Origin of the sequence: Streptomyces sp. NPDC088553 (assembly GCF_044752965.1) — a bacterium.
Lineage (GTDB): Bacteria > Actinomycetota > Actinomycetes > Streptomycetales > Streptomycetaceae > Streptomyces.
In genome coordinates, this window is sequence record NZ_JBIVMG010000001.1 from 331,965 (window position 1) to 353,712 (window position 21,748).

Genomic DNA, 21,748 nt, shown 5'->3' on the forward strand with positions numbered 1-21,748 from the left:
GAATATGCGCGCATGCGGCGGGCGACGTCGGTGGGGGCACGATGCCGCCGGTCGAGGGCGCCCGCAGGCCTCCTCGGCCCGCTAGGGTCGCCGTCGTGATGGTGGGCAGCGAAGAGACCCGGCTCGTGATCCTGCGCGGCAACAGCGCCTCGGGGAAGTCGAGCGCCGCGGCCGGCCTCCGCGAGGAGTTCGGCCGCGGCCTGGCCGTGGTCGGCCAGGACAACCTCCGTCGGGGCGTCCTGCGCGAGCGGGACCGCCCCGGCGCCGCGAACATCGGCCTCATCGACGTGACGGCCCGCTACGCCCTGGACGCCGGGTATCACGTCGTCGTCGAGGGCATCCTGTACGCCGACCACTACGGCGCGATGCTCGCCCGGCTGCGCGCCGACCACCGCGGCCCGACCCACGGCTACTACCTGGACGTGCCGTTCGCGGAGACCGTGGCCCGCCACGCCACCAAGCCTCAGTCGGCCACGTACGGCGAGCTGGAGATGCGTTCCTGGTACCGGGAGCGCGATCTGCTGCCCGGCGGCGTCGAGACCGTCATCGGAGCGGACAGCTCTCTGGCCGAGACCGTCGAGCGCATCATGCGTGACACGGGTCTCGCCGGCCTCCCTCCGCTTGAGCCCTGACCGGGACGAGGGCGACGGCAGCGGGGGCGGGGGGACTCAGGAGGTCTGGGGATTCCGCGTGGGACCCGCCGGACGAGGCGGGCCCCCGGTGGTCGTCGTGGGAAGGGGAAGGGTTGCCGACGCTCGCGCGACGGTGGTGCTCGTGGCGCGAGTTCAGGTGGTGGGAGCGGGCCAGGGGACGTCTGTCTCGACGGCGATGGTGTAGTCGACTCCGGGGACGGAGAAGCCGTAGAGGCGGCGGACCTCGTCGCTGAACCAGTCGAGGTCGGCGAGTTCGGTGATGGTGTCGCTGGTGGCGCTGCTCCAGCGTTCGGCGACGGCGTTCTGCACGGCGGGGTCGAGTTCCCAGGTGTCGAGACGGACCCGGTCCTCGTCGTCGACGTCGAGGGGGCGGGTGCCGGTCAACCGGTCCCACAGCTCCACCAGTTGACCGATCGGGGCCGTCATGGCGTCGCCGAGGACGCCGCGCAGCAGCCCGACGTACAGGGCGATGCCGGGGATGGCGGTGGAGGACTGGGTGACGGCGGCGGCGTTGACCGAGGTCACGGCCCGACCGCCCAGGGTCTTGCCGAGGCGCTCGTCCAACGTGCGTGCGGTGGCTTCCAGATGGGCCTTCGCCGCGCCGATGGTGCCCTGCCGATAGATCGCCGCGGTGAGCGGCGAGCCGATGTAGGACAGGGCGGCTGTGGTGAAGCCGTCGGCGAGCAGGGACCGGTCGGCCAGGAAGGTGATCCAGCGCTCCCAGTCGGCGCCGCCCATCACCGCCACGGTCTGCTCGATGTCGTCGCCCTCGGCCGGCGCCGTGGTGACGTCCTTGACCTCCGGGGCGCCGTGCTCGTCGAAGACGAGGGTTTTGGTGGTGTGGGGCGCGCCGACCGGCTTGAGGACCGAGGAGTACACCTCGCCGGTGTCCGGGTCGGTGCGACGAGGCGCGGCCACCGAGTAGATCAGGTGGTCGAGTCGTCCCCCGAACCGCTCTGTCAGGAGGTCGGCGACCTGCTCCTTCATCGTGTCGCTGAACGCGTCGCCGTTGAGGAAGACCATGTCCCGCCCGTGCTGTCGGGCGAGCCGTGCGGTGGCGGCGGTGCGATACCAGCCGGCCGTACCCGTGCGGCGCGCGGGCGCCTTCTCGAAGCACACGCCGATGCCACGGATGCCGACGCGGGCCAGGCCCGCGATCGTCGCGGCCAGGCCGTACCCGGCGGACGAGCCGATGACCAGAGCCACCGGCCCTTCGCCCCCGGCGGCGGCCGGGGCGGGAACCGCCTGCCACATCTCGTCCACCAGCTGTCGGCAGCCGCCGGGGTGGGAGTCGAGGAACAGAAAGCCCCGGCTCTTGGGCGTGATGACGCGTTCGCTCACGTGTGGTGTCCCAGGTGTCGATACGGACGAGGCCGCGGCGGCGGCCTCGTCCCGCAAGTCTGCTGCCGCGCGGACGAGCTCGGTGATCTTGACCCGGTACAACGATGCCCGGCCGGACTTGGAGGGTTCCGCCGACTCCGGCGGGCCGGCGGCAGCCGGGGTCGGCAGACATGGACCGGGCTGCCGGCCGCGCGCCGCCGGGGATTCAGGGCTCCGTCAGGTCAGGCGTACGGGTCGAAGGGGATGCCCGCCGGCTTGGCCTTGGCCAGATGGGGGGCGAAGTTGCCGTCCTTCAGGCCGAACACCGCGCTGCCGAAGTCGGCCTGGCTGAGCTTGTCGCGCAGGCCGGGCGGGTAGCCGTTCCAGCCGACCAGGCTCGGGAACTGCCAGCTGTGCTGGTGGTTCTCCGGCGGCTCGTCGTTGGAGTTGGCGGGTCGGAAGCAGTGCGTGCCGATGCCGTCCTTGTGGTAGACGACCTTCGGGTGGGTGCCGTCCCAGCGGATCGCGTCCCGGCCGTAGGTGTTGAAATTGCCGTGGGCGGACGTGGAGACGTACTGCGCCTGGTTGTTCTGCACCCAGACCACGACGTGTTCCCAGTCGTGGCGGTGTCCCCCGAGGCCGCTGCCGATGATGGCCTGGTCCTTCTCGAAGTACAGGCCGTAGAGGATCGCGCACCAGCCGTTGTTGCACTTGGCGCGGGAGTAGCCGTTGGTCTGGGTGAGGTCCCAGGAGTCACGGCACTGGCCGTTGAGGGCGCCGGAGGGGTTGAGCCCGCCGTTGATGGTGCCGTCGGGTCCGATCGCGGCGGTGGAGTAGCAGCCGTCCGTGTCGTAGTCGTAGGCCGGCTGGAAGGTCTGCTCCAGGCCGTCGGCGTCGGCCGGGAGCGGAGGAGGCGGTGCGGCGAACGCACTGCCGGGCAGGGCGATGATCATCGTGAGGGCGGCGGCGAGGGCGAGCGCGCCCCTGGTGGCGTACACCTGTGTCTTCACTGTGTCCCCTGGGTCGGGCGGCATGATTCGACAGGCGACATCTTGGCATGGACAGCTCATACAGAGTGAGGCTCGATCATGAACTCGGCGCGACGCGACCGCGACCGATCACCCCACCGCTCCGGCCGACACGGAGCCGCCGTCGACCGGAGCGCGACTCCGACCCGGCGCCTCGGGGACATCGAATAGACGAGACGTCTCGTCTCATTTAGAGTGGTCGTCATGACCACCACCGCGTCTCCCGCACACATCGCCATGTTCTCCATCGCCGCGCACGGCCACGTGAACCCGAGCCTGGAGGTGATACGTGAACTCGTCGCGCGTGGCCACCGCGTCAGCTACGCCATCCCCGCGTCGTTCGCCGAGAAGGTCGCCGAGACGGGTGCCACGCCCGTCGTCTACGCCTCGACCCTGCCGACCGACGACGACCCGGAGGCCTGGGGGACGGAACTGATCGACAACATCGAACCCTTCCTGAACGATGCCGTGCAGGCCCTGCCGCAGCTCGCCGAGGCCTTCGACGGGGACGTGCCCGACCTCGTCCTCCACGACATCACCGCCTACCCGGCCCGCGTCCTCGCCCACGGCTGGGGCGTACCGGCGGTCTCGCTGTGGCCGAACCTCGTGCCGTGGGAGGGGTACGAGGAGGAGGTCGCCGAGCCGATGTTCGCCGAGCTCAAGGCGTCACCGCGCGGCAAGGCGTACTACGCGCGGTTCGAGGCCTGGCTCGCCGAGCACGGGCTCGACACCGACCCGGACAGGTTCGTCGCCCGCCCCCGCCGCGCGCTCGTCCTCATCCCGAAGGCACTGCAGCCGCAGGCCGACCGGGTCGACGAGTCCGTCTACACCTTCGTCGGCGCCTGCCAGGGCGAGCGCGCCGAGCAGGGCGGCTGGGAGCGGCCGGCGGACGCGGAGAAGGTGGTCCTGGTCTCCCTCGGCTCCGCGTTCACCAAGCTGCCCGGTTTCTACCGGGACTGCGTGGCGGCGTTCGCCGGGCTCCCCGGCTGGCACGTCGTCCTCCAGATCGGGAAGTTCGTGGACCCCGCCGAGCTCGGGGATGTGCCGGCCAACGTCGAAGTGCGTTCCTGGATACCCCAGTTGGCGATCCTGCGGCAGGCCGACGCGTTCGTGACCCACGCGGGTGCGGGAGGCAGTCAGGAGGGCCTGGCGACGGCCACGCCCATGGTGGCCGTTCCGCAGGCCGTCGACCAGTTCGGGAACGCCGACATGCTCCAGGCGCTGGGCGTGGCGCGGCACCTGCCGATGGACGAGGTCACCCCGGAGCGGCTGCGGAAGGACGTGCTCGCGCTCCTCGACGACCCCGAAGTGGCCCGCCGCGCCCGGGAGATCCAGGAGTCGATGGCCCGGGAGGGCGGCACGAGCCGGGCCGCCGACCTGATCGAGGCCGAGCTCGCGGGGGCGTGATCGAGGGAGGGGGACCGCGGGGGCGTGATCGGGGGCGTCATCGGGGGGGGGAGCTTGACCGGGGCGACCCGTCAGCCCTCGTACGGGGAGACCGTACGAGGGCTCCATGCGGAGAAGCCGTACAGGGAGACCGTACGAGGGCTTCGTCCGGGTCAGACCACCGCGCCCGAGCGGTCCCGGTCCGCACCGGCACCGGCCGCCCGCTGCCGCCTGCCGGAGCCGGAGCCGGAGCCCGACGCGGCGGCCGGCGCCGGGTTCCTGGTCTCCAGGGCCACGGCCAACGGCATCGCCGTGAACACCGTGGACGCCATGCCGAGCACGACTCCGGCGAGCAGCGCGACGGAGAAGTCCGTGAGCGAGTCGCCGCCCAGGACGGCGAGCGCCACCAGGACGAACAGCGCGCCCATGCCGGTGTTGACCGTACGGGGCAAGGTCTGCGCGACGGCCCGGTCGGCGAGGTCCGCGAGCGGGACACCCCCACCGCGCCGCCGCAGCTCCCGCAGCCGGTCGAGGACGACCACCGAGTCGTTGACCGAGTAGCCGACGACCGTCAGGAGAGCGGCGAGGAAGACGCTGTCCACCGGCTTGCCCAGCCAGGCGAACAGGCCGATCACGAGCAGCACGTCCTGAGTCATGGCGGCCACCGCCGCCGTCGCGTACGTCCAGCGGAACCGCACGGTCAGATAGAGGAGTTGGGCCGCGACCGCGAGTCCGAGCGCGAGCAGGGCGTGGGTGCGCAGCTCGCCTCCCAGGCTGGGGCCGATCAGGTCGTCGCGCTCCACCTCCACCGGGCCCGCGACCCGGGTGAGGGCCTCCCGGATCTCCCGCTGTTCACCGTCCCCGCTCTCCCGGACGCGTACCGACACGTCGCTGTCGCCGGTCGTCCGGACGACGGCGTCGGGGAAGCCCGCCTTCGCGATCGCCGCGCGCGCCGCGTCCGCGTCGACGGGCCGCTCCGCCGTGTACTGGACGACCCGGCCGCCGGTGAACTCGACGCCGAACTCCACGCCCCGGACGCCGATTCCGGCGAGGGCCACCATCAGGAGCCCGGCGCAGGAGAGCAGCCAGCGGCGCCGGTGGGCCATCAGGCGCGGCACCCGGCGGGTCAGCCGGGTGCGCAGCCGGCCGAGTCCCGCCATGCCGGTGACCGCCGGTCGTCGGCGGACGGCGGGCAGGCGCAGGGTGAGGTCGGCGAGGAGGCGGGTGATGACCATCGCGGTGAGGAGGGAGGTCACGACGCCGATCGCGAGGGTCACGCCGAAGCCCTTGACGGGGCCGGTGGCGAAGACGAACAGCAGGCCGGCCGCGAGCAGGGTGGTGACATGGGAGTCCGCGACGGCGCTCCACACCTTGCCGAACGCCGTCGTCAGCGGCCGCCGCAGATCGCGCCCGGTCGTGGCCCGGCCCAGTGCCGCGTACTCCTCCCTCGCGCGTTCGAAGACGAGGACGTTCGCGTCGACGGCGATGCCGATGGCGAGGACGAATCCGGCGAGGCCGGGGAGGGTGAGCGTGGCGCCGATGGCGACCACCGCGGCGTACGAGATCAGCCCGTAGAGGAGGAGCGCGGCGGTCGCGAGGACGCCGAGGAGCCGGTAGACCACCATCACGAAGAGCCCGGTGCAGGCGAGGCCGATCACGGCGGCCCAGGCGCTGGCCCGGATCGCCTCGGCGCCGAGCGTCGGTCCGACGGTGCTCTGCTCGATCATCGTGACGGGGACCGGCAGGGCGCCGCCCTGGACGAGGGCGGCGAGGTCGCGGGCGTCCCGCGCGGAGAATCCGCCGGTGATCTGCGCGGAGCCGCCGCCGATGCCCGAGCCGCACGGGACGCCGGTCTGCATGGCGGGCGCGGACACGACGCGGTCGTCGAGGACGATCGCGACCCTGCGGGCCGGGTCTCCCGGCGCCGCGCAGGCGGCGTCGCCGGTCAGCCGGGCCCAGGTGTCGGCGGCGCGGTCGCGGAAGGAGAGGTCGACGGTCCAGCCGCGGCCGCTCGTGGTGTCGAGCACGGCCTCGGCGCTCTTGACGCCGTCGCCGGTGAGGGCGGGTGCGGCGAGGTCGAGGTAGCGGCCGGGTGCGTCGGGGTCGGCGAGGACGCGCGCCGTCCCGCTCTTCGCGGCCGGTCCGGCGGCGGACCCGGCCGAGCCGTCCGAGGAGCTCGAAGTGCCCGAGCCTCCCGAGGTGTCCGGCCCGGCGGGACCGGCCGGGCGCCGCGCCTCGCCGGTGACGGCGTGGAAGGTGAGCTGGGCGGTACGGCCGATGACCTCGGCGGCCTGGCGCGGGTCGCGGAGTCCGGGGAGTTCGACGACGATGCGGCGTTCGCCGGAGCGGGCGAGCGAGGGTTCGGCGACGCCGAGCCCGTCGACGCGCTTGCGGAGCACCTCAAGGGCGCGGTCGGTGGCCGAGGCGTCGGCGCGGGCGGTGGGCCCGTCCTCGGTCTGGAGGACGATACGGGTCCCGCCTCGGAGGTCGAGTCCGAGGCGGGGCGGGGTGGTCAGGGTGATCCAGAGGGACAGTGCGACGACGGCGAGCGCGAGCAGCGCACGCCAGAACGTGGAACGAGAGGACACGGTTACTCCACGGGCGGCGCACGGCGACGGCACGCGTCCACGCGGAAGGTGGAAGCGCGCGCCGGCCGTGCCGGACGTACGGGTGGATACGCGTCGTGGACCGGTCCGAGGGCATGCCGATGGCCCGGACGGCGACGCGGAGGAACGTCAGCTGTGCCGGGTGGAGGGAGGGCCGCGAGGGGCCCGCGGGTCGTGGGCCGTGCCGGGCGGTGCGCGCTCCCGGCGGGGATCGCCGACGAGCACTCCGCGCGCCGGCGGCGAGAGGTCGGCGGGAACGGTGACCGTGCCCGCGGGCGTGACGGGGATCCGTGCGGGATTCTCGACGGCGGCGGGGAGCCGTACGACGGCGGTGGGCGCGAAGTGCGGCTCGGGAGCCGAGGCGCGGGGTCCGGCGCCGTGGGACGCGGCGGGCGCCACGGTCCTGGTCGGAGCCGGGCCGGCCGCGGCGGTGTGGTCCGCCGGCTGCGCCGTCGAGGCGGGCAGGACGAGGAGGGACCAGACCGCGCAGAGCATCGCGGGCAGGAGGGCCACGAACTGTCGCGTCGAACGTCCCACCGTCGCCCCCTCCCCCGCTGAGCCTGTCCCCGGTCCCGACCGTCGGTTCATCAGAGTAGTCCGCCCCGCGAGGCCACCCGCCACCGCGCCCCGCACTCAGGCCCTTTGGGTACGGGAGCTGAGTACGCGTGCTCAGGCGAGGGAACGCCCGGTCTCGCACGATGAGTGGGTCAGCGCTCGTCCTCGGAGCCAGGGGGCCCTTCGTGCTCAGCCGTCTCGCCGCCCGCGTCGTCCCGTTCTTCGGGCGACTGACCGTCACCGCCGATCCCGAGGCACGCCTCGAACCCGGCAGCATCCTGGTCGTGAACCACACCTCGACGGCCGACCCGGCACTCGTCCTCGCCGCGCTCCGCAAGCGGCTCGCCGTCGAGCCGGTGCTGCTCGCCACCGCGGGTCTGTGGCGGATCCCCCTGCTCGGCCGGGCCCTGACCCGCGAGGGCCATGTGCCCGTCCACCGCGGCTCGGCCCACGCTGCCGCCGCCCTCGACCACGCGGCGGTGGCGCTCGCCTCGGGGCGGCACGTGATGCTGTACGCGGAGGGCCGCATCCCGACGCGTCCGGACTCCGCCGAGAACCCGCCGGAGGCGTTCCGTACGGGGCTCGCGCGGCTCGCCGAGGCCACGGGGCGGCCGGTCGTGCCGATCGGTCAGGCGGGTGCCCGTCGGATCACCTCGGGCGGGCGCGTGAAGCAGATCGCCGGGGTGCTCACCGCACCGGTCCGGAGGCCGTGTCTGCATGTCCACATCGGGGCGCCGCTGCGACTGCCCGCCGATGTGACCGCCGCTACGGAACTGGCCCACGGTGCCGTCACGGCGGCGTGGCGGACGGCGGCCGGGGCGCTCGGCGAGGCTGCGGCGACGTCGGACCGACGGCCCTGAGCGGGGTCGCGGGGCCGGGACGGAAGGGGCGCAGGGCCCGGCGGAGGACCCGGCGTTCACCTCCGGGACCCCCGAGAGTGGTTCCGAGGACTCCCGCTGTTGCCGAACAGCGCTCTACCATGCGGTTGTTGTGCGTGAGCACGCACAACGGGCGTCAGGGGGAGGCGCGATGGCGGTACGACCCGTACGACAGGTACGAGCGCAGGACCGGATACCGGACGAGATGCCGGGCCGGCTCCCGCGGGATCTGCCCGGTGGGGTGGAGCTGTACCACCTGAGGCCCGACGGCGGCATTCTGCTCGCCGACCGGGAGGGCAGCCGGGAGCTCGGACCCGAGCGGGAGTTCCTGCGGTTCATCGACGACGGGCAGTTCGCCCACTATCTGGTCGGGGACGCGGCGACCTCGCCCGAGCGGCCGTCGAACGCCACCGTGAAACTCGGGGTCGTGGGCCCGCGCAGCGCCTTCACCCCGCACGCGCACGGCGGCGAGCACTTCGTCCTCAGCCTCGGTCATGCCGCCTGCGGGCTGTACGACGAGGGTCGCGGGCGCGTCACCGACGTCCCGCTCGCGCCGGGCATGCTGATCCGGATCCCGGAGATGATGCCGCACTCCTTCGCCAACCGCGGCGACTCCCCGCTGACGATCCTCGCCGCGAACACCGGCTACGGGATCGACCACGAGGACTACGCGATCACCGCGGCCGAGGCCGAGCGGCGGGCCGAGTACCCCGGCGGCTCCCTCGCCGGCGGCCGGACCGCGCTGGCCGCCGGGCCGTTCACGGACTACCGGACCCTGGCCACCGAGCTCCGCGACATCGAGCGCGCCCAGCGGGTCCACGGCATCGCCGCCACCACGGTCCGCGAGCGGCTCGCCGCCCGGCTGCGCCGGGTGGCCGCCGCACTGGAGGTGCCCAGGTGATCTGTCCGCACTGCGAACGCAACCTGCTCCGCAAGGAGCGCACCGGCAACCGCTGCACCCACTGCAAGCGCTCCTACGCGCTGGACCCCAAGACCAACCCGCTCCGTCTCAACGACCTCCGGGTACGCCGGATCGCCACCGCCCTCACCGACGGGGGCAGGATCGGGATCGTCCCCGACCAGCTCTGGTACGCCCTCTCCCGCAAGCGTCTCCGGGACAGCGAGTTCGGGCAGGGCTGCATGGGCGGGGCGTTCGTGGTGGCCGGCTTCGTCACCGTCATCGCCTTCTTCGCCGAGACACCCGTCCTGCTCCTCGGTTCCGCCGCTCTGCTGCTCATCGGCCTGGGCGTCATCGTGGCCCGCGCCCTGGGCGCGGGCAAGGGCGTCCCGCCGGTCGTCCGGGAGGGCTTCCCCGCGCTGGTGCTCTCCCCGTGGCGGTCGGTGTACGGGGCGCTGCCGCCCGGTGTGCTCGACACGCCGGGGTCCGGCGGCGGCACGTCGGCCCCGGCGGGCGCGGCCGGCACGACCGGGGTGCTGGTCTGCCCCGACCGCGCCGTCGTCGCGTTCCTCGTCGCCGACGGGCTGCCCGCCCGCCACGGCCTCGCGGTGGTCCGGTCGGCCGCGGAGGCGGCGGCCGTCCCGTCGAAGGGTCCGGTGCTCGTGCTCCGCGACGCCGACGCGGACGGCGAACTGCTCGTCCGAGGCCTCCGGGACGCCCTGCCGGGCCGGACGGTGATCGACGTGGGACCGCCGCTGCGCACCGTGCGGGCCCTGCCCCAGGCCGTTCCCTACCGGGACCCGCGGCGGAAGCCGAGCCCCGCGGACATGCGGATCCTCACCGCGCTGGGGACGTACACCCCCGAGGAGCTGAAGTGGCTCGGGCAGGGCTGGCGGTTCCCGCTCGTCGGACTGCCGCCGGCCCGGCTGCTCGCGGTCGTCGACCGGGTCGCCGGGCAGGTGTCGCGCCGGGTCGACCCCGAGCGGCGGCGCGCCGCGGACCTGGGGTTCCTCACCTGGCCCGAGCCGGCCGGACCTGAGCCGGTGGGTGGCCCGTGACCTGCCCGCACTGCTTCCGCCGGCTGGCGGGCAAGGAACGGACCGGGCAGCGGTGCGCGCACTGCGCCGAGCGGTTCGCGCTGGACCCCAGGATCCACGGCCGGGGCATGCACGACGTGCGGATCAAGCGCGTCGTCGCGGAGGCCTCCGGCGGCGGACGTCTGTACATCACCGTCACCCAGCTCTGGTACCTCGCGCGTACTTCCAGCAGTGCCTGGGGCGCGACACCCGGACGTGGGATCCGGCCCTCCGTCCGCTGGCTGGTCGCCCTGCCCGTCGCCCTGCTGCTCCTCCTCGTGGGCGGCCTCACCCCGGGCGTGCCGGGGGCGGTCGGGGTGACCGCCGCCGTCGCCGTGGTGGTGACCGCCTCGCTCATGCGCCACAGGCCCGCGCGGCCCGCGTGGTCGAGCATCACGCCCTCGGAGTCCGCGTTCCGCGACATGATGAACGGCCCGTGGCAGGCCGCCTACCGGAAGCTGCCGCCGCGCGTCGTGGACGACGGCCCGCGCGGCACCGCCGTCCGCCGGTCACCGGTGGAACGGCCCGCGGTCGTCATCCTCTGCACCGACCACGCGGTCGCGGAGTTCCTCCGGGCCAACGACATCCCGGGGAAGCTCGCGGCGCGGCTCGTCGAGGCCGAACCGGCCGCCGCGCACGAGGCGGCGGCCGACCTGCCCGACGGGCTCCCGGTGGTGGTCCTCCACGACGCGAGCGCCCTGGGGGCGCTCCTCGCCCCGCTGCTGCGCCTCGCCCGCCCGGACGGGGTCGTGGTGGACGCCGGCCTGCCGGTCTCCGCGGTCCGTACGAGGCGGGGTGCCGTGCACCGCGTGTCCCCCGCCTCCACGGTCGACGCGGCCGCGCTCCGGTCCGTCGCGGGCCTGCCCGAGGAGGACGCCGAGTGGCTGGCCCAGGGGTACTGGAGCCCGCTCGCCGCCGTCCCGCCGCGCCGCCTGGAAGCGGTCGTCACGGCAGCCGTGGAACGAGCGTTGTCCGCCCGCCCCGCCGAACTCCGCTCCACCGACGGCTTCCTGACCTGGCCGGCCGAGACGCCGGCGCGGGCCGACGACGCACCGTCCCGTACGAAAGGCACCACGGCCGGATGAGCCAGCGACACCTCCCGCCCCCGCGCACCGGCCCGACCGCCGTGACCGGACAGCCCGCCGGTCGGCCCGCCGGGGTCAGCCGGGCCGCCAGTGCCGGTCAGGCCGCCCGTACCGGTGGTCGCCCCGTCCTCGGGTTCGCCGCCCGGACGACGGTCGGGGTGGCCGACCGGGCGATCACCGCGGCCGCGGCCCGCGCCGCGGCACCCGGCGGGCTGCGCTTCACCGAGCGCCAGCTGTACTACGAGACCTGCCGCGTCCTGAGCCCCGGCTCGGCGCTCCTGAGGGGCCGGGTGCCCGGCACCCCCGCCCCGGTCCTTCGGCTGCCCGTGTTCACCCGCGCCCTGGAGGCGCGCGGCCGGGAGACCGTACCGGGACTGCTTCCACCGCTGCCCGAGCCGGGCGCGCGGGTGCGGCCGTTCCCGTCGCACGAGCCGTCGGGGCCGGCCGAGTCGTCGGAGCCTGACCTCTACGACTACGGGCTGCCCCGGCTGCTGATGTGCCAGGACCGCTCGATCGCCGGGATGCTGCTCGCCAACCACGTCCATCTGGAGGCGGCCTGCCCGGTGTTCGCCGCCGGGGACGCGCTGCCGCTCGACCCGCGGCTGCTCGCCGCGCTGCAGCGGGCCGAGGGCGCCACCGTGTACGTCCTGCACGACGCGAGCCCGGCCGGGCTCGCTTTCCCGGCCCTGGTGCGGGCCGGTCTGGGGCCGGTTCCCGGAGTGCGGGTGGTGTCCCTCGGTCTGGCGCCCCGGCACGCGGCCGCCCTGCGGCTGCCCACCGGCCGGGGCCCCGCGCCCGGTCCCGCCGACCTCGCCGCCCTGCCCGTCACCCTGCGGGCGCGGGAGGCCGGCTGGCTGGCGGAGGGACGGTTCGCCGAGGTGGCGGCCGTGCCCCCGGACCGGCTGCTGCGCACGGTCCTGCGCCTGACGCGGGGGCCACGACCGCCCCGCGACTCCCTGTGGAGCGGCCTGCGCGGACTGCGCGGAAGCGGCTTCATGACCTGGCCCGCCGCGTGACCCGTCCCGGCGCTCCCTCCCACCGACCCGAGGTACGCACACCATGAACCGTCCCGAAGAGATCGGCTACGCGGACGAACTGCTCGCCGACGGCACCGTCCACCGCCGCTACGAGAACGGCCTGGAGGAGTGGCGCCGCCGCACCTCCGGCCACCCGCACCTCGTGCACTGGCACGACAACCGCGGCGCCTCCGGCACCGACGAACTGCTCGGCGACCGCATCATCAAGCGCAGCCTCGCCGACGGCACCGTCACCTACGCCCGGGACATCGGCTACGGCCGCACCCTGTGGGCGCGCGGCGAGAAGGTCCTGGTCAACCGGAGTTCCTTCGGCGGCCGGATGGGCGTCCTGCTCGCGGGCCTCGGCGTGGCGACCCTCGCCATCACCGCCACCCAACTGCCGCCGCTGAGCATGTCCCCCGAGCAGGAGGAGGCGCTGCGGCAGCAGCAGGCCCAGGCCCAGCAGTCCAGCGGCGGAGGCGGCGACAGCGGTGGCTCGGGGTACGCCGACGACGGGTCGGAGGGGACCGACGGGTCCGGGGACGGGAACGACTGGGACGCGAACTGGGACGGCGAAGGGGACGCCTGGAACGACGACGACTTCGGCTGATCCCCACCCCGGCACCACCGGCACCCCATCCCGACCGGTACGACCAGCACGACCCGCAACACCAGGAGAAGGAGCAGTTCGTGGCACGTCTGTGCGCCTGTCTGGCCGCCACCACCGGGCAGGCCCGCGCCCATCTCGACGCGATGGGCGCCCTCGGCCCGGGCCATGTCCCGGCCGAGGTCCCCGGCGCCGAGCTGTCGCTGCTCCCCGGTGAACACGGCCGCGCCGAGGGTCCGTTCACCGCGCACGGGCTGACCGCCGTCGGAGAGGTCACCCTGCACAACCGCCCGGTGCTCCTCGCCGCCCTCGCGGAGCGGGCCGCTCCCCCGCCGTCCGACTGCCCGGACGGCGAACTGCTGCTCCACTGCTGGGCGTCGCTCGGGGACGCGGGGGTGGCGCTGGCCGAGGGAATGTTCGTGCTCGCCGTGCTCGACGGCCCCGACCTGGTCCTGATCCGTGACCACGTCGGCGCCCGCACCCTGTTCTACGCGCGGGCCGACACCGCCTGGGCGGCCTCCACCTCGCTGCGCGCGCTGCGCCGCTGGCCCGCGCTCGGCACGTCGATGAACCTGTCCGCGGTCCGCTCCTTCCTCACCTTCGCCTATCTGCCCGGCGAGGAGACCCTGCTGACCGGTGTACGGGAGGTGCTGCCCGGCCGGGTGCTCCGGCTGCGCCGGGACGGGACGTCCACGGAGACCGTGCACTGGGAGCCCCGTGAGCGGATCGAGGACTCTCTGCCGGACGACCCGAGCGGCCATGTCCATGCCCTGCGGGGCCTGTTGGAGCGGGCGACGGCGAGCCGGCTGCCCGTCGCCGAGCCGGCGGCCGTGCTCCTCTCCGGCGGGATCGACAGCTCCCTGGTCACGGCCCTCGCGGCGAAGCTCCACAGTCACCCGGTGCACACCTACTCGATCAGCTTCGGCGACGACCTGCCGAACGAGCTGGGCTACTCGGGTCTGGTGGCCGCGCACTGCCACACCCGCCACCGGGTCCTGAACGTCTCGGGCGCGGCCGTGGCCGCCCGTCTCGCCGAGGCGGCCGCGCTGCTCGACAGCCCCGTCGGCGATCCGCTGACCGTGCCGAACCTGATGCTCGCCGAGGCCGTGGCCGCCGACGGCGCCTCCGTGGTCCTCAACGGCGAGGGCGGTGACCCGGTCTTCGGCGGGCCGAAGAACCTGCCCATGCTGGTCCAGGAGATGCACCGGACCCCGGGCGCGCCCTGGGACGAGGACCGGGCGACCGCGTATCTCCGCTCGTACCGCAAGTGCTGGACGGACCTGCCGGACCTGCTGACGGCTCCGGCGCTCGACGCCCTGCGGGACGCCTCGCCCCTGGAGCGGCACGTGGCGCCGTATCTGACGGCCGCCGGCGGCAGCCCGTACCGGATGGGGCACCTCCTCAACCAGCTGCTCCACTGCAACCTGCGGACCAAGGGCGCCCACCACATCCTCACCAAGGTGGAGCGGCTGACGTCCTCGCAGGGGGTGGAGGGGCGTTCGCCGCTCTTCGACCGGTCGGTCGTCGACCACGCCTTCGCGACCCCGCCGTCCTTCAAGCTCCGTGGTACGGCGGAGAAGTGGATCCTCAAGGAGGCGGTACGCGACCTCCTCCCGGGCACGGTGGTCGACCGGCCCAAGAGCGGGATGCGGGTGCCGGTCCAGCAGTGGCTGACGGGCCCGCTCCGCGACCTCGGCCAGGACCTCCTCCTCGGGCCCAGGTCTCTGCGGCGCGGTCTTTTCCGGCCGGAGACGGTCCGGGCCTGGCTGCGGGGCGAGGGCGCGCTGCTGCCCCGGCAGGGCGGCAAGTTGTGGCTGGTGCTCACCCTGGAGCTCTGGCTGAGGTCGTACGACGTGTGAACCGGCACCACCCCGATGGACGAGAGGCCCCCGCATGACCAGCGACGCAACCGGCTCCCCCACCGTGTCCCGACTGACCGACCCCCGTACCGGGGCGCCGCGGGGTACGGCCGTGCTGTCCCGGCCGCCCGAGGTCCGGGCCGCCGTGGCCGGCGCGCGTGCGGCCCTGCCCGGCTGGAGTGCCCTCACGCCCAAGGAGCGGGGTCGGCGGCTCGACCGGCTCGCGGGTCTGGTCGAGGAGCACGCGGCGGAGTACGTGGCCCGCGAGGGGGCCGGGACGGGCAAGCCGGAGGCGGAGACGGCGGGCGAGGTCGAGCAGGTCGCGGACCTCTTCCGGTTCTTCGCGACGGCGGCCAGGACCCGTACGGCACCGGCGGCGGGCCTGCTGGTGGCGGGACACGAGAGCTGGGTGCGCTGGGAGCCGGTCGGCGTGGTGGGTGTGGTCGTGCCGTGGAACTATCCGCTCCTGATGGCGGCCTGGCGGTGCGCGCCCGCCCTGGCGGCCGGGAACACGGTGGTGGCGAAGCCGGCCGAGACGACCCCGGACAGCCTGGAGCTCCTCGCGGAGCACGCCGCGCTCGCCCTGGGCCCGGGGGTCCTCGCGCATCTCCCCGGCGACCGGGAGACGGGCCGGCTGCTGGTCGAGTCGGCGGTGGACATGGTGGCGTTCACGGGCAGCGGCCGGGCCGGGGCGGACGTGGCGGCCCGCGCGGGGACGCGGCGCGTGAGCCTGGAGCTGGGCGGCAACGCTCCGGCGATCGTCCTCCCGGACGCGCCCGCCGACACCTGGGAGTCGCTCGCCGATGCCGTCACGTACAACGCGGGGCAGAGCTGCGCGGCTCCGGCGCGGGTCATCACCCTGCCGGAGAACTACGAGGCCGCCGTCGCCGGACTGACGGCGGCGATGGCCGCGCGGGTGGCCGGGCGGGACTTCGGCCCGCTCAACAACCTGGACCAGGCCGAGCGTTATGACCGCCTGGTCGCCGCGTCCGACGCCAAGCGGAACATCGTCGCGGACATCGCCCCCGCGCCGGGCGAGGAGGCGGGGCACTGGCGTCCGGCGCGGGTGCTCGCCGACCTCCCGGACGACGACCCGGCGGTCACCGAGGAGGTGTTCGGCCCGCTCCTCACCGTGCAGCGGGCCGAAGGAGTGGAGGCCGCGCTCGCCCTGGCGAACGGCGTCCCACAGGCCCTGGCCGCGAGCGTGTGGACCACCGACCTGACGACCGGCCTGGAACTGACGGCCGCGCTGGACGCGGGCGAGACCTGGGTCAACTGCCACCTCGTCCAGACGGCGGAACTCCCCCACGGCGGCCGCGGCGCCTCCGGCCACGGCACCGACCTGAGCGCGCTGGCACTCCAGGAGTACCAGCGCCCCAAGACGGTCACGGTCCGGGTGGGACGCCGGGACTAGGGGGTGTCGTGTCGATCAGGCCGGATCAGGGAGCGGCGTCTGGTGCATGGGGTCTCCCCAGGCCCCTTGGGGCCGAGGGGAGCCTCGCAAGGCGGAGGAGGGAGTCAACGCGGAGCGTTGACGACCGACGACAACGCGGCGAGGGGCGGTGCCAGACGCCGCGAGCCCGGCATGATCGGCAAGACACCCCCTAGGAGTCGTACCTCTCGGTAGAAGACCGGCGATTCCGCCGATGCCCGTGGGACGTGGCGGCCGGACAGTGGCCGGGCCAGTTCACGGCGTGGCCGCCGCCCGGACGTCCGGGCGGCGGCCACCCCACGACACGAGAGGACGACTCCGTCGTGACACGACACCTCGGCGCGGCCATGGCCGCCGCCTGCCTGACCCTGCTGCTCGCCCCCGGCGCCCAGGCCGCCGGCTCCGCTCCCGCGAGCACGGCGGCGGCCGCGACCGCGGCCAATCCGTACGAGCGCGGCCCCGCGCCCACCCAGTCGAGCATCGAGGCGCTGCGCGGCTCGTACGCCGTCGGCGAGACGTCCGTCTCCTCGCTCGCCGTCAGCGGCTTCGGCGGCGGGACGATCTACTACCCGACGTCCACGAGCGACGGCACGTTCGGCGCCGTGGTGATCTCGCCGGGGTTCACGGCCTACCAGTCCTCGGTCGCGTGGCTCGGGCCGAGGCTGGCCTCGCAGGGCTTCGTGGTGTTCACCATCGACACGCTGACCACGGTCGACCAGCCCGACAGCCGTGGGCGGCAACTCCTGGCCGCACTCGACTACCTGACCCAGCGCAGTGCCGTGCGGGGCCGCGTCGACGCGAGCCGGCTCGGTGTGATGGGGCACTCGATGGGCGGCGGCGGCACCCTCGAAGCGGCCAAGAGCCGGCCGTCGCTCAAGGCCGCCGTTCCCCTCACCGGCTGGAACACGGACAAGACCTGGCCCGAGATCACCACGCCCACGCTCGTCATCGGCGCGGACGGCGACACGATCGCCCCCGTCGCCACCCACTCCGAGCCGTTCTACGAGAGTCTGCCCGGCTCCCTCGACAAGGCGTATCTGGAGCTCAACGGCGCCACGCACTTCACCCCGAACTCGTCGAACACGACGATCGCGAAGTACAGCCTCTCCTGGCTCAAGCGGTTCATCGACGACGACACCCGCTACGACCAGTTCCTGTGCCCGCTGCCGCGGCCGAGTCTGACGATCGACGAGTACCGGGGCACCTGCCCGCTCGGTTCCTGACGCTCTGTGCACCGTCACAGAGCCCGGTTCCCGGGTCTGGGCCACTGCCCAGACCCCGGAACCTTCCGCCGTTCCGTACGGGTCGGTAACGTGACCGCCGTGAGCGGAGCGACGCACCCCGCAGGCGGCCCGCGACTCTACGACCGCGCGGCCGAACTCGCCGCCGTGGCCCGCCTGTCGGCCCGTGCCGCGGCCGGACGCGGCGGCGTCCTGTTCGTGACCGGCAACCCCGGCGAGGGGCGCACGGCCCTCCTCGCCCGGGCGGCGTACGACTTTCCCGGCACGGCCCACCGGGTCGCCGCGCCCCATCACCGCGGCCCGTGGAGCGCGGCGCGGGCACTCTTCACGGAGCTCGCCCCCACCCCGGCGGCCGGGCGCCGGGCCCTGCGGCTCGCGCGGAGCGAGGGCGGGTTCGCCCGGGCCGTGGCCGACCTCGTCACCGAGGCGGAAGCCGTACTGATCTGTGTGGACGACCTCCATCTGTGGGACGCGCACTCACGGGCCGTCCTCGCCGCGGCCTGGCAGGAGACGGGCGGCCGGAGGCCCGACCGGGTGGGGTGGCTGGTGTCGGCCGCGCGCCATCACCGGTTCCCCGAGGTGCCGGCGGCGGAGACGGTACGGCTGGGCAGACTGACGACGTCCGGGGCGCGGGCGCTGCTCGGTGACCTGTGCCCGGCTGCCGCCGCGACGCCGGCCGGGGAGCGGCTGCTCGACGAGGCGGCCGGGCATCCCGGTGTCCTGGCCGCGGCGGTGCGGCGCCTGACCGCACCTCAGCTCGCGGGGTCCCCGCCGCGGCCGGCGGTCGACGACACGGTCCTGGTCGAGGTGTACGGAGGACTTCTGGAGCGCCTCCCCGCGGCCTCCCGCCGTCTGCTCGCCACGGTCGCCGTGGTGGCCCTGGCGGGGCGAGGGGGGGCCGGGGCCGACGGTGCGAGCACGGTGGCGTACGGGGTCGGTGGCGTCGGCGGGTCGACGCCCGCCGGGGCGCGCGGGACACGTGCCTCGGCGGAGCCGCTGGAGGGGCTGGTCGCGGACGGGCTGCTGCGCCGCCGCAGGGGCGGGGCGGTCGGCTTCGAGGACCCGTTCCTCGGGCGCGCCGCGCTCGCCTCGGCCCGGCAGCCCCGGCGGGGTAGGACGGGCGGTGCCTCCGGCCCGTCCCGGGCCGTCGCCGAGATGCTCACGGTGGACGGCCCGGGCACGGGCGCGGCCCCCACGGCGGCCCGCCCGCCGGCGGGGGCGGCGCTCGCGCGGGGTGAGGGTCATCGTGCCGACCGGCTGGGGCCGTCCGCCGCCGTGCGCGCGCTCTCGCCGGTCGCCCGGGGCCGAGCGCAGCTGGTCCGGGGGCTTGCGGCGCTGGCCGGGGGCCCGGTCATGGACGCCCATGAGGCGCTGCTCCAGGCGGCGGAACTGCTGCGGGGGCGGGCACCGGTGGAGGCCTCCGACGCCCGGTTCCTGGCGATGGAGGCGGCGTGGGCGGGCGGCGACGTGGAGGCGTGCCTGGCCGCCCTGGACGGCGGTGAGGACGTGCGGGGCCTGGAGCGCGACTTCGCCGACGGGCTGAGGGCCGCGTTGACCGTACGGCTGGACGACGCGCGCACGCCCCTGGTGCGGGTGGTCGCGGGGGACGGGGGCGCGGACGATCCCCGGCTGCTCCTCCGGGCCGGGGCGGCGGCGCTCGTCCTCGGCGACACCGCGGCGGCGGCCCGGATCCACGCCCGTGCGCTGGTCCGGGCACGGGCGGAGCACCGTACCGCGCTGCTGCCCCACGCGCTCGAACAGCTCGCGTACGCCGAGCTGCGGGCCGGCAGGTACGGCCGGGCCGCGCTTGCGGCGCGGGAGGGGTTGCGCACGGCGGAGGCGACCGGCCAGCACAACGTGGCCGCCCATCAGCACGCCGTACTGGCACTGGCGGCATCGGTGGAGGGTGACGGGACCGCGGTGACGGAGCACGCCGGGCGGGCGCTCGCGACGGCGGGACCGCACGGGCTCGTGCAGGCCGCGACGCTCGCGGAGTGGGCGCTGGCACGGGCGGAACGGGGCCGGGGTCTGGCCGCCCAGGCGGCCGCGCGGCTCCTGCCGTTGGTCCGGCCGGGTCCCCGGGGCGGTCACTTCGCGCTGCGCATGCTGGTGGTCCCCTGCTTCGTGGAGACCGCGGTCGCGTCCGGCCGGGACGCGGAGGCCCGGGACGCGGCCGAGGAGTACGCGGCCTGGGCCGCGCTCGGCGTCGACGGTCCCGCGCAGGCGCAGTTGGCACGCTGCCGGGCCCTGCTCGCGGAGGGCGAGGCGTCGGCGTACTGGTTCCGTGAGGCGGTGCGCCGCCACGACAGCTGCGGGAACGACTTCGAACGGGCCCGCACCCTCCTCGCGTACGGCACATGGCTGAGGCGCCGCCGACGGCCGGTCGACGCGCGCGGTCCGCTGCGCGACGCCCTGGTGACCTTCGAGCGGGCCGCCGCCGAGGGCTGGGCCGAGCACGCGCGCTCCGAACTCCGTGCCACGGGAGGCGCGTCGGGCGGGGCGGCGGACCCGGCGGCGCTGCGCGAGCTGACCCCGCAGCAGCAGCGCATCGTCCGCCTCGTCGCGCGGGGCGCCACCAACCAGGAGGTCGCCGACCATCTCTCCCTCAGCCCCCGCACCGTGGACCACCATCTCCGGGGCGTCTTCGCCCGGCTGGGGATCCGGTCCCGCGTCGAACTCCCGGCCGTGGTGGACGGATGGGACGCGGACCGGGAGGTACCGGCGTCGGCCGCCGCACGGCCGCCGGGACGGTGACGCGGCCCCGCACCGGGTGGCGGGAGATGATGAGGGGATGACACCCTCCTTCGAAGAACTCGTCTCCGAGGCCTCCGGGGCGTCCGTCGACGGCTGGGACTTCTCCTGGCTCGACGGACGCGCGACGGAGCAGCGGCCCTCCTGGGGTTACCAGCGGATGCTCGGCGACCGGCTCGCCCGTGCCTCGGCCGCTCTCGACGTCCAGACCGGCGGCGGGGAGGTCCTCGCCGGTGTGCCGACGCTGCCGCGGACGATGGTGGCCACCGAGTCGTGGCCCCCCAACCTCGCGCGGGCCACCGCGCTCCTGCACCCGCGGGGAGCCGTCGTCGTGGCGGATCCCGACGAGCCTCCCCTGCCCTTCGCCGACGCCGCGTTCGATCTCGTCACCAGCCGCCACCCCGCCACGGTGTGGTGGGCGGAGATCGCCCGCGTCCTGCGGCCGGGCGGCACCTATCTCGCCCAGCACGTCGGTCCCGCGAGCGTCTGGGAACTGGTCGAGTACTTCCTGGGCCCTCAGCCCGAGGCAGCCCGGCACCGGCACCCCGACGACGAGAGCGCGGCCGCGCGCGGCGCCGGGCTGGAGATCGTCGATCTCCGCTCCGAGCGGCTGCGGATGGAGTTCCACGACGTCGGCGCCGTCGTGTGGTTCCTGCGCAAGGTCATCTGGATCGTGCCGGGATTCACGGTGGAGTCCCACCTCCCCCGGCTGCGCGCGCTCGACGCGCTGATCCGCGCGGAGGGTCCGTTCGTGGCCCACTCCGCGCGGACCCTGATCGAGGCACGCAGGCCGGAGACCGCTTAGCGCTCCAGGTACGCGGCGCGGGGGACGGCGCCGGACACCAGGGGGGCCATGTGCGCGCGGTAGCGGGGCGACAGGGTCTCCAGGGAGGTGATCTTCTCCAGCGGGATCCAGTCGAGGCCGATCTGGTCGATGTCCTGCTCGGTTCCGCCGACGAGTTCGGCGCTGCCGTCCACGGTGCAGAGGAAGACGACCTCGACCCGGTGGAAGTTCTCCGAGCTGAGAACGCCGGGGTCCTCCGTCCAGCCCTCCAGGACCCAGAGCAGTGGGCCGACGCTCACGGTCAGGCCGGTCTCCTCGCGTACCTCCCGGCGGAGCGCGTCGGGCAGCAGCTCGCCGGTCTCCTGGCCCCCTCCGGGGAGGAAGTGGCACTCGCGGCCGTTCCAGAGGTTCCGGGTGAGCAGGACGGACCCCTCGTGGAGGACGACGGCCTTGGCGGAGGTGCGGATGCGGGTGGGGACGGTCATGGGGGTCTCCTCGGTCCGTGCGGTCGGCCACCCCGGCAGCATGCCCACCCCGAAGGACGGCATGCCGCGCCCCCGTCGACCGCAGGGG

18 protein-coding genes are annotated in these 21,748 nt (G+C 74.8%); 13 read left to right on the forward strand and 5 right to left on the reverse strand.

Features of this window, described 5'->3' with window-relative positions:
* Positions 1-98 precede the first annotated feature (98 nt).
* Positions 99-632 carry an AAA family ATPase gene (locus ACIP8Z_RS01530; RefSeq protein ID WP_402077325.1) on the forward strand — a complete coding sequence of 178 codons (534 nt, stop codon included), beginning with the start codon at positions 99-101 and terminating at the stop codon, positions 630-632.
* 153 nt (positions 633-785) lie between these two features.
* Here the strand turns inward: ACIP8Z_RS01530 and fabV are convergent, their stop codons facing one another.
* Both fabV and ACIP8Z_RS01540 read right to left on the reverse strand, forming a co-directional pair.
* Entirely contained in the window at positions 786-1,994 is a 1,209-nt protein-coding gene (fabV, locus tag ACIP8Z_RS01535) for an enoyl-[acyl-carrier-protein] reductase FabV (RefSeq protein ID WP_402077328.1), read from the reverse strand.
* A 221-nt stretch (positions 1,995-2,215) separates the two neighbouring features.
* Entirely contained in the window at positions 2,216-2,926 is a 711-nt protein-coding gene (locus tag ACIP8Z_RS01540; protein WP_402078858.1) for an NPP1 family protein, read from the reverse strand.
* A gap of 279 nt (positions 2,927-3,205) precedes the next feature.
* Here ACIP8Z_RS01540 and mgt point away from each other — a divergent pair, with 279 nt between their 5' ends.
* Positions 3,206-4,408 (forward strand): macrolide-inactivating glycosyltransferase, encoded by a 1,203-nt coding sequence (gene mgt, locus ACIP8Z_RS01545; protein WP_402077330.1) that lies wholly within the window; start codon positions 3,206-3,208, stop codon positions 4,406-4,408.
* A gap of 152 nt (positions 4,409-4,560) precedes the next feature.
* On the opposite strand, the gene secD is transcribed toward mgt, so the two are convergent.
* Both secD and ACIP8Z_RS01555 read right to left on the reverse strand, forming a co-directional pair.
* On the reverse strand, positions 4,561-6,975 hold the full coding sequence (gene secD, locus ACIP8Z_RS01550) for a protein translocase subunit SecD (protein ID WP_402077333.1): 2,415 nt from the start codon (positions 6,973-6,975) through the stop codon (positions 4,561-4,563).
* Between the two features lie 147 nt (positions 6,976-7,122).
* Positions 7,123-7,530: a hypothetical protein gene (locus tag ACIP8Z_RS01555; protein WP_402077336.1), complete on the reverse strand. Its 408-nt coding sequence runs from the start codon at positions 7,528-7,530 to the stop codon at positions 7,123-7,125.
* Positions 7,531-7,733: 203 nt separating this feature from the next.
* Here ACIP8Z_RS01555 and ACIP8Z_RS01560 point away from each other — a divergent pair, with 203 nt between their 5' ends.
* From ACIP8Z_RS01560 to ACIP8Z_RS01610, 11 genes are all read left to right on the forward strand, one after another.
* A complete protein-coding gene (locus ACIP8Z_RS01560; protein WP_402078860.1) occupies positions 7,734-8,408 on the forward strand; it encodes a lysophospholipid acyltransferase family protein in 675 nt (224 codons plus the stop codon).
* 169 nt (positions 8,409-8,577) lie between these two features.
* Entirely contained in the window at positions 8,578-9,327 is a 750-nt protein-coding gene (locus ACIP8Z_RS01565) for a cupin domain-containing protein (RefSeq protein WP_402077339.1), read from the forward strand.
* The gene (locus ACIP8Z_RS01570; protein WP_402077341.1) at positions 9,324-10,382 is read left to right on the forward strand and encodes a hypothetical protein; all 1,059 of its coding nucleotides are present in this window, start codon (positions 9,324-9,326) and stop codon (positions 10,380-10,382) included. Before ACIP8Z_RS01565 ends, ACIP8Z_RS01570 begins: the two co-directional genes overlap by 4 nt.
* Entirely contained in the window at positions 10,379-11,485 is a 1,107-nt protein-coding gene (locus ACIP8Z_RS01575; RefSeq protein ID WP_402077343.1) for a hypothetical protein, read from the forward strand. Before ACIP8Z_RS01570 ends, ACIP8Z_RS01575 begins: the two co-directional genes overlap by 4 nt.
* Positions 11,482-12,501 carry a hypothetical protein gene (locus tag ACIP8Z_RS01580; RefSeq protein ID WP_402077345.1) on the forward strand — a complete coding sequence of 340 codons (1,020 nt, stop codon included), beginning with the start codon at positions 11,482-11,484 and terminating at the stop codon, positions 12,499-12,501. Before ACIP8Z_RS01575 ends, ACIP8Z_RS01580 begins: the two co-directional genes overlap by 4 nt.
* A gap of 43 nt (positions 12,502-12,544) precedes the next feature.
* Complete coding sequence (locus ACIP8Z_RS01585; protein ID WP_402077348.1) at positions 12,545-13,111, forward strand: hypothetical protein; 567 nt, start codon at positions 12,545-12,547, stop codon at positions 13,109-13,111.
* Positions 13,112-13,191: 80 nt separating this feature from the next.
* On the forward strand, positions 13,192-14,967 hold the full coding sequence (locus ACIP8Z_RS01590) for an asparagine synthetase B family protein (RefSeq protein WP_402077350.1): 1,776 nt from the start codon (positions 13,192-13,194) through the stop codon (positions 14,965-14,967).
* 34 nt (positions 14,968-15,001) lie between these two features.
* On the forward strand, positions 15,002-16,381 hold the full coding sequence (locus ACIP8Z_RS01595; RefSeq protein WP_402077352.1) for an aldehyde dehydrogenase family protein: 1,380 nt from the start codon (positions 15,002-15,004) through the stop codon (positions 16,379-16,381).
* 365 nt (positions 16,382-16,746) lie between these two features.
* Positions 16,747-17,622 carry an alpha/beta hydrolase family protein gene (locus ACIP8Z_RS01600; protein ID WP_402078862.1) on the forward strand — a complete coding sequence of 292 codons (876 nt, stop codon included), beginning with the start codon at positions 16,747-16,749 and terminating at the stop codon, positions 17,620-17,622.
* Positions 17,623-17,721: 99 nt separating this feature from the next.
* Entirely contained in the window at positions 17,722-20,394 is a 2,673-nt protein-coding gene (locus ACIP8Z_RS01605; protein WP_402077354.1) for a LuxR C-terminal-related transcriptional regulator, read from the forward strand.
* Between the two features lie 37 nt (positions 20,395-20,431).
* The gene (locus ACIP8Z_RS01610; protein WP_402077355.1) at positions 20,432-21,196 is read left to right on the forward strand and encodes a methyltransferase domain-containing protein; all 765 of its coding nucleotides are present in this window, start codon (positions 20,432-20,434) and stop codon (positions 21,194-21,196) included.
* Here ACIP8Z_RS01610 and ACIP8Z_RS01615 read toward each other — a convergent pair.
* Positions 21,193-21,660 (reverse strand): NUDIX domain-containing protein, encoded by a 468-nt coding sequence (locus tag ACIP8Z_RS01615; protein ID WP_402077357.1) that lies wholly within the window; start codon positions 21,658-21,660, stop codon positions 21,193-21,195. The genes ACIP8Z_RS01610 and ACIP8Z_RS01615 overlap by 4 nt on opposite strands.
* Positions 21,661-21,748: the final 88 nt, after the last annotated feature.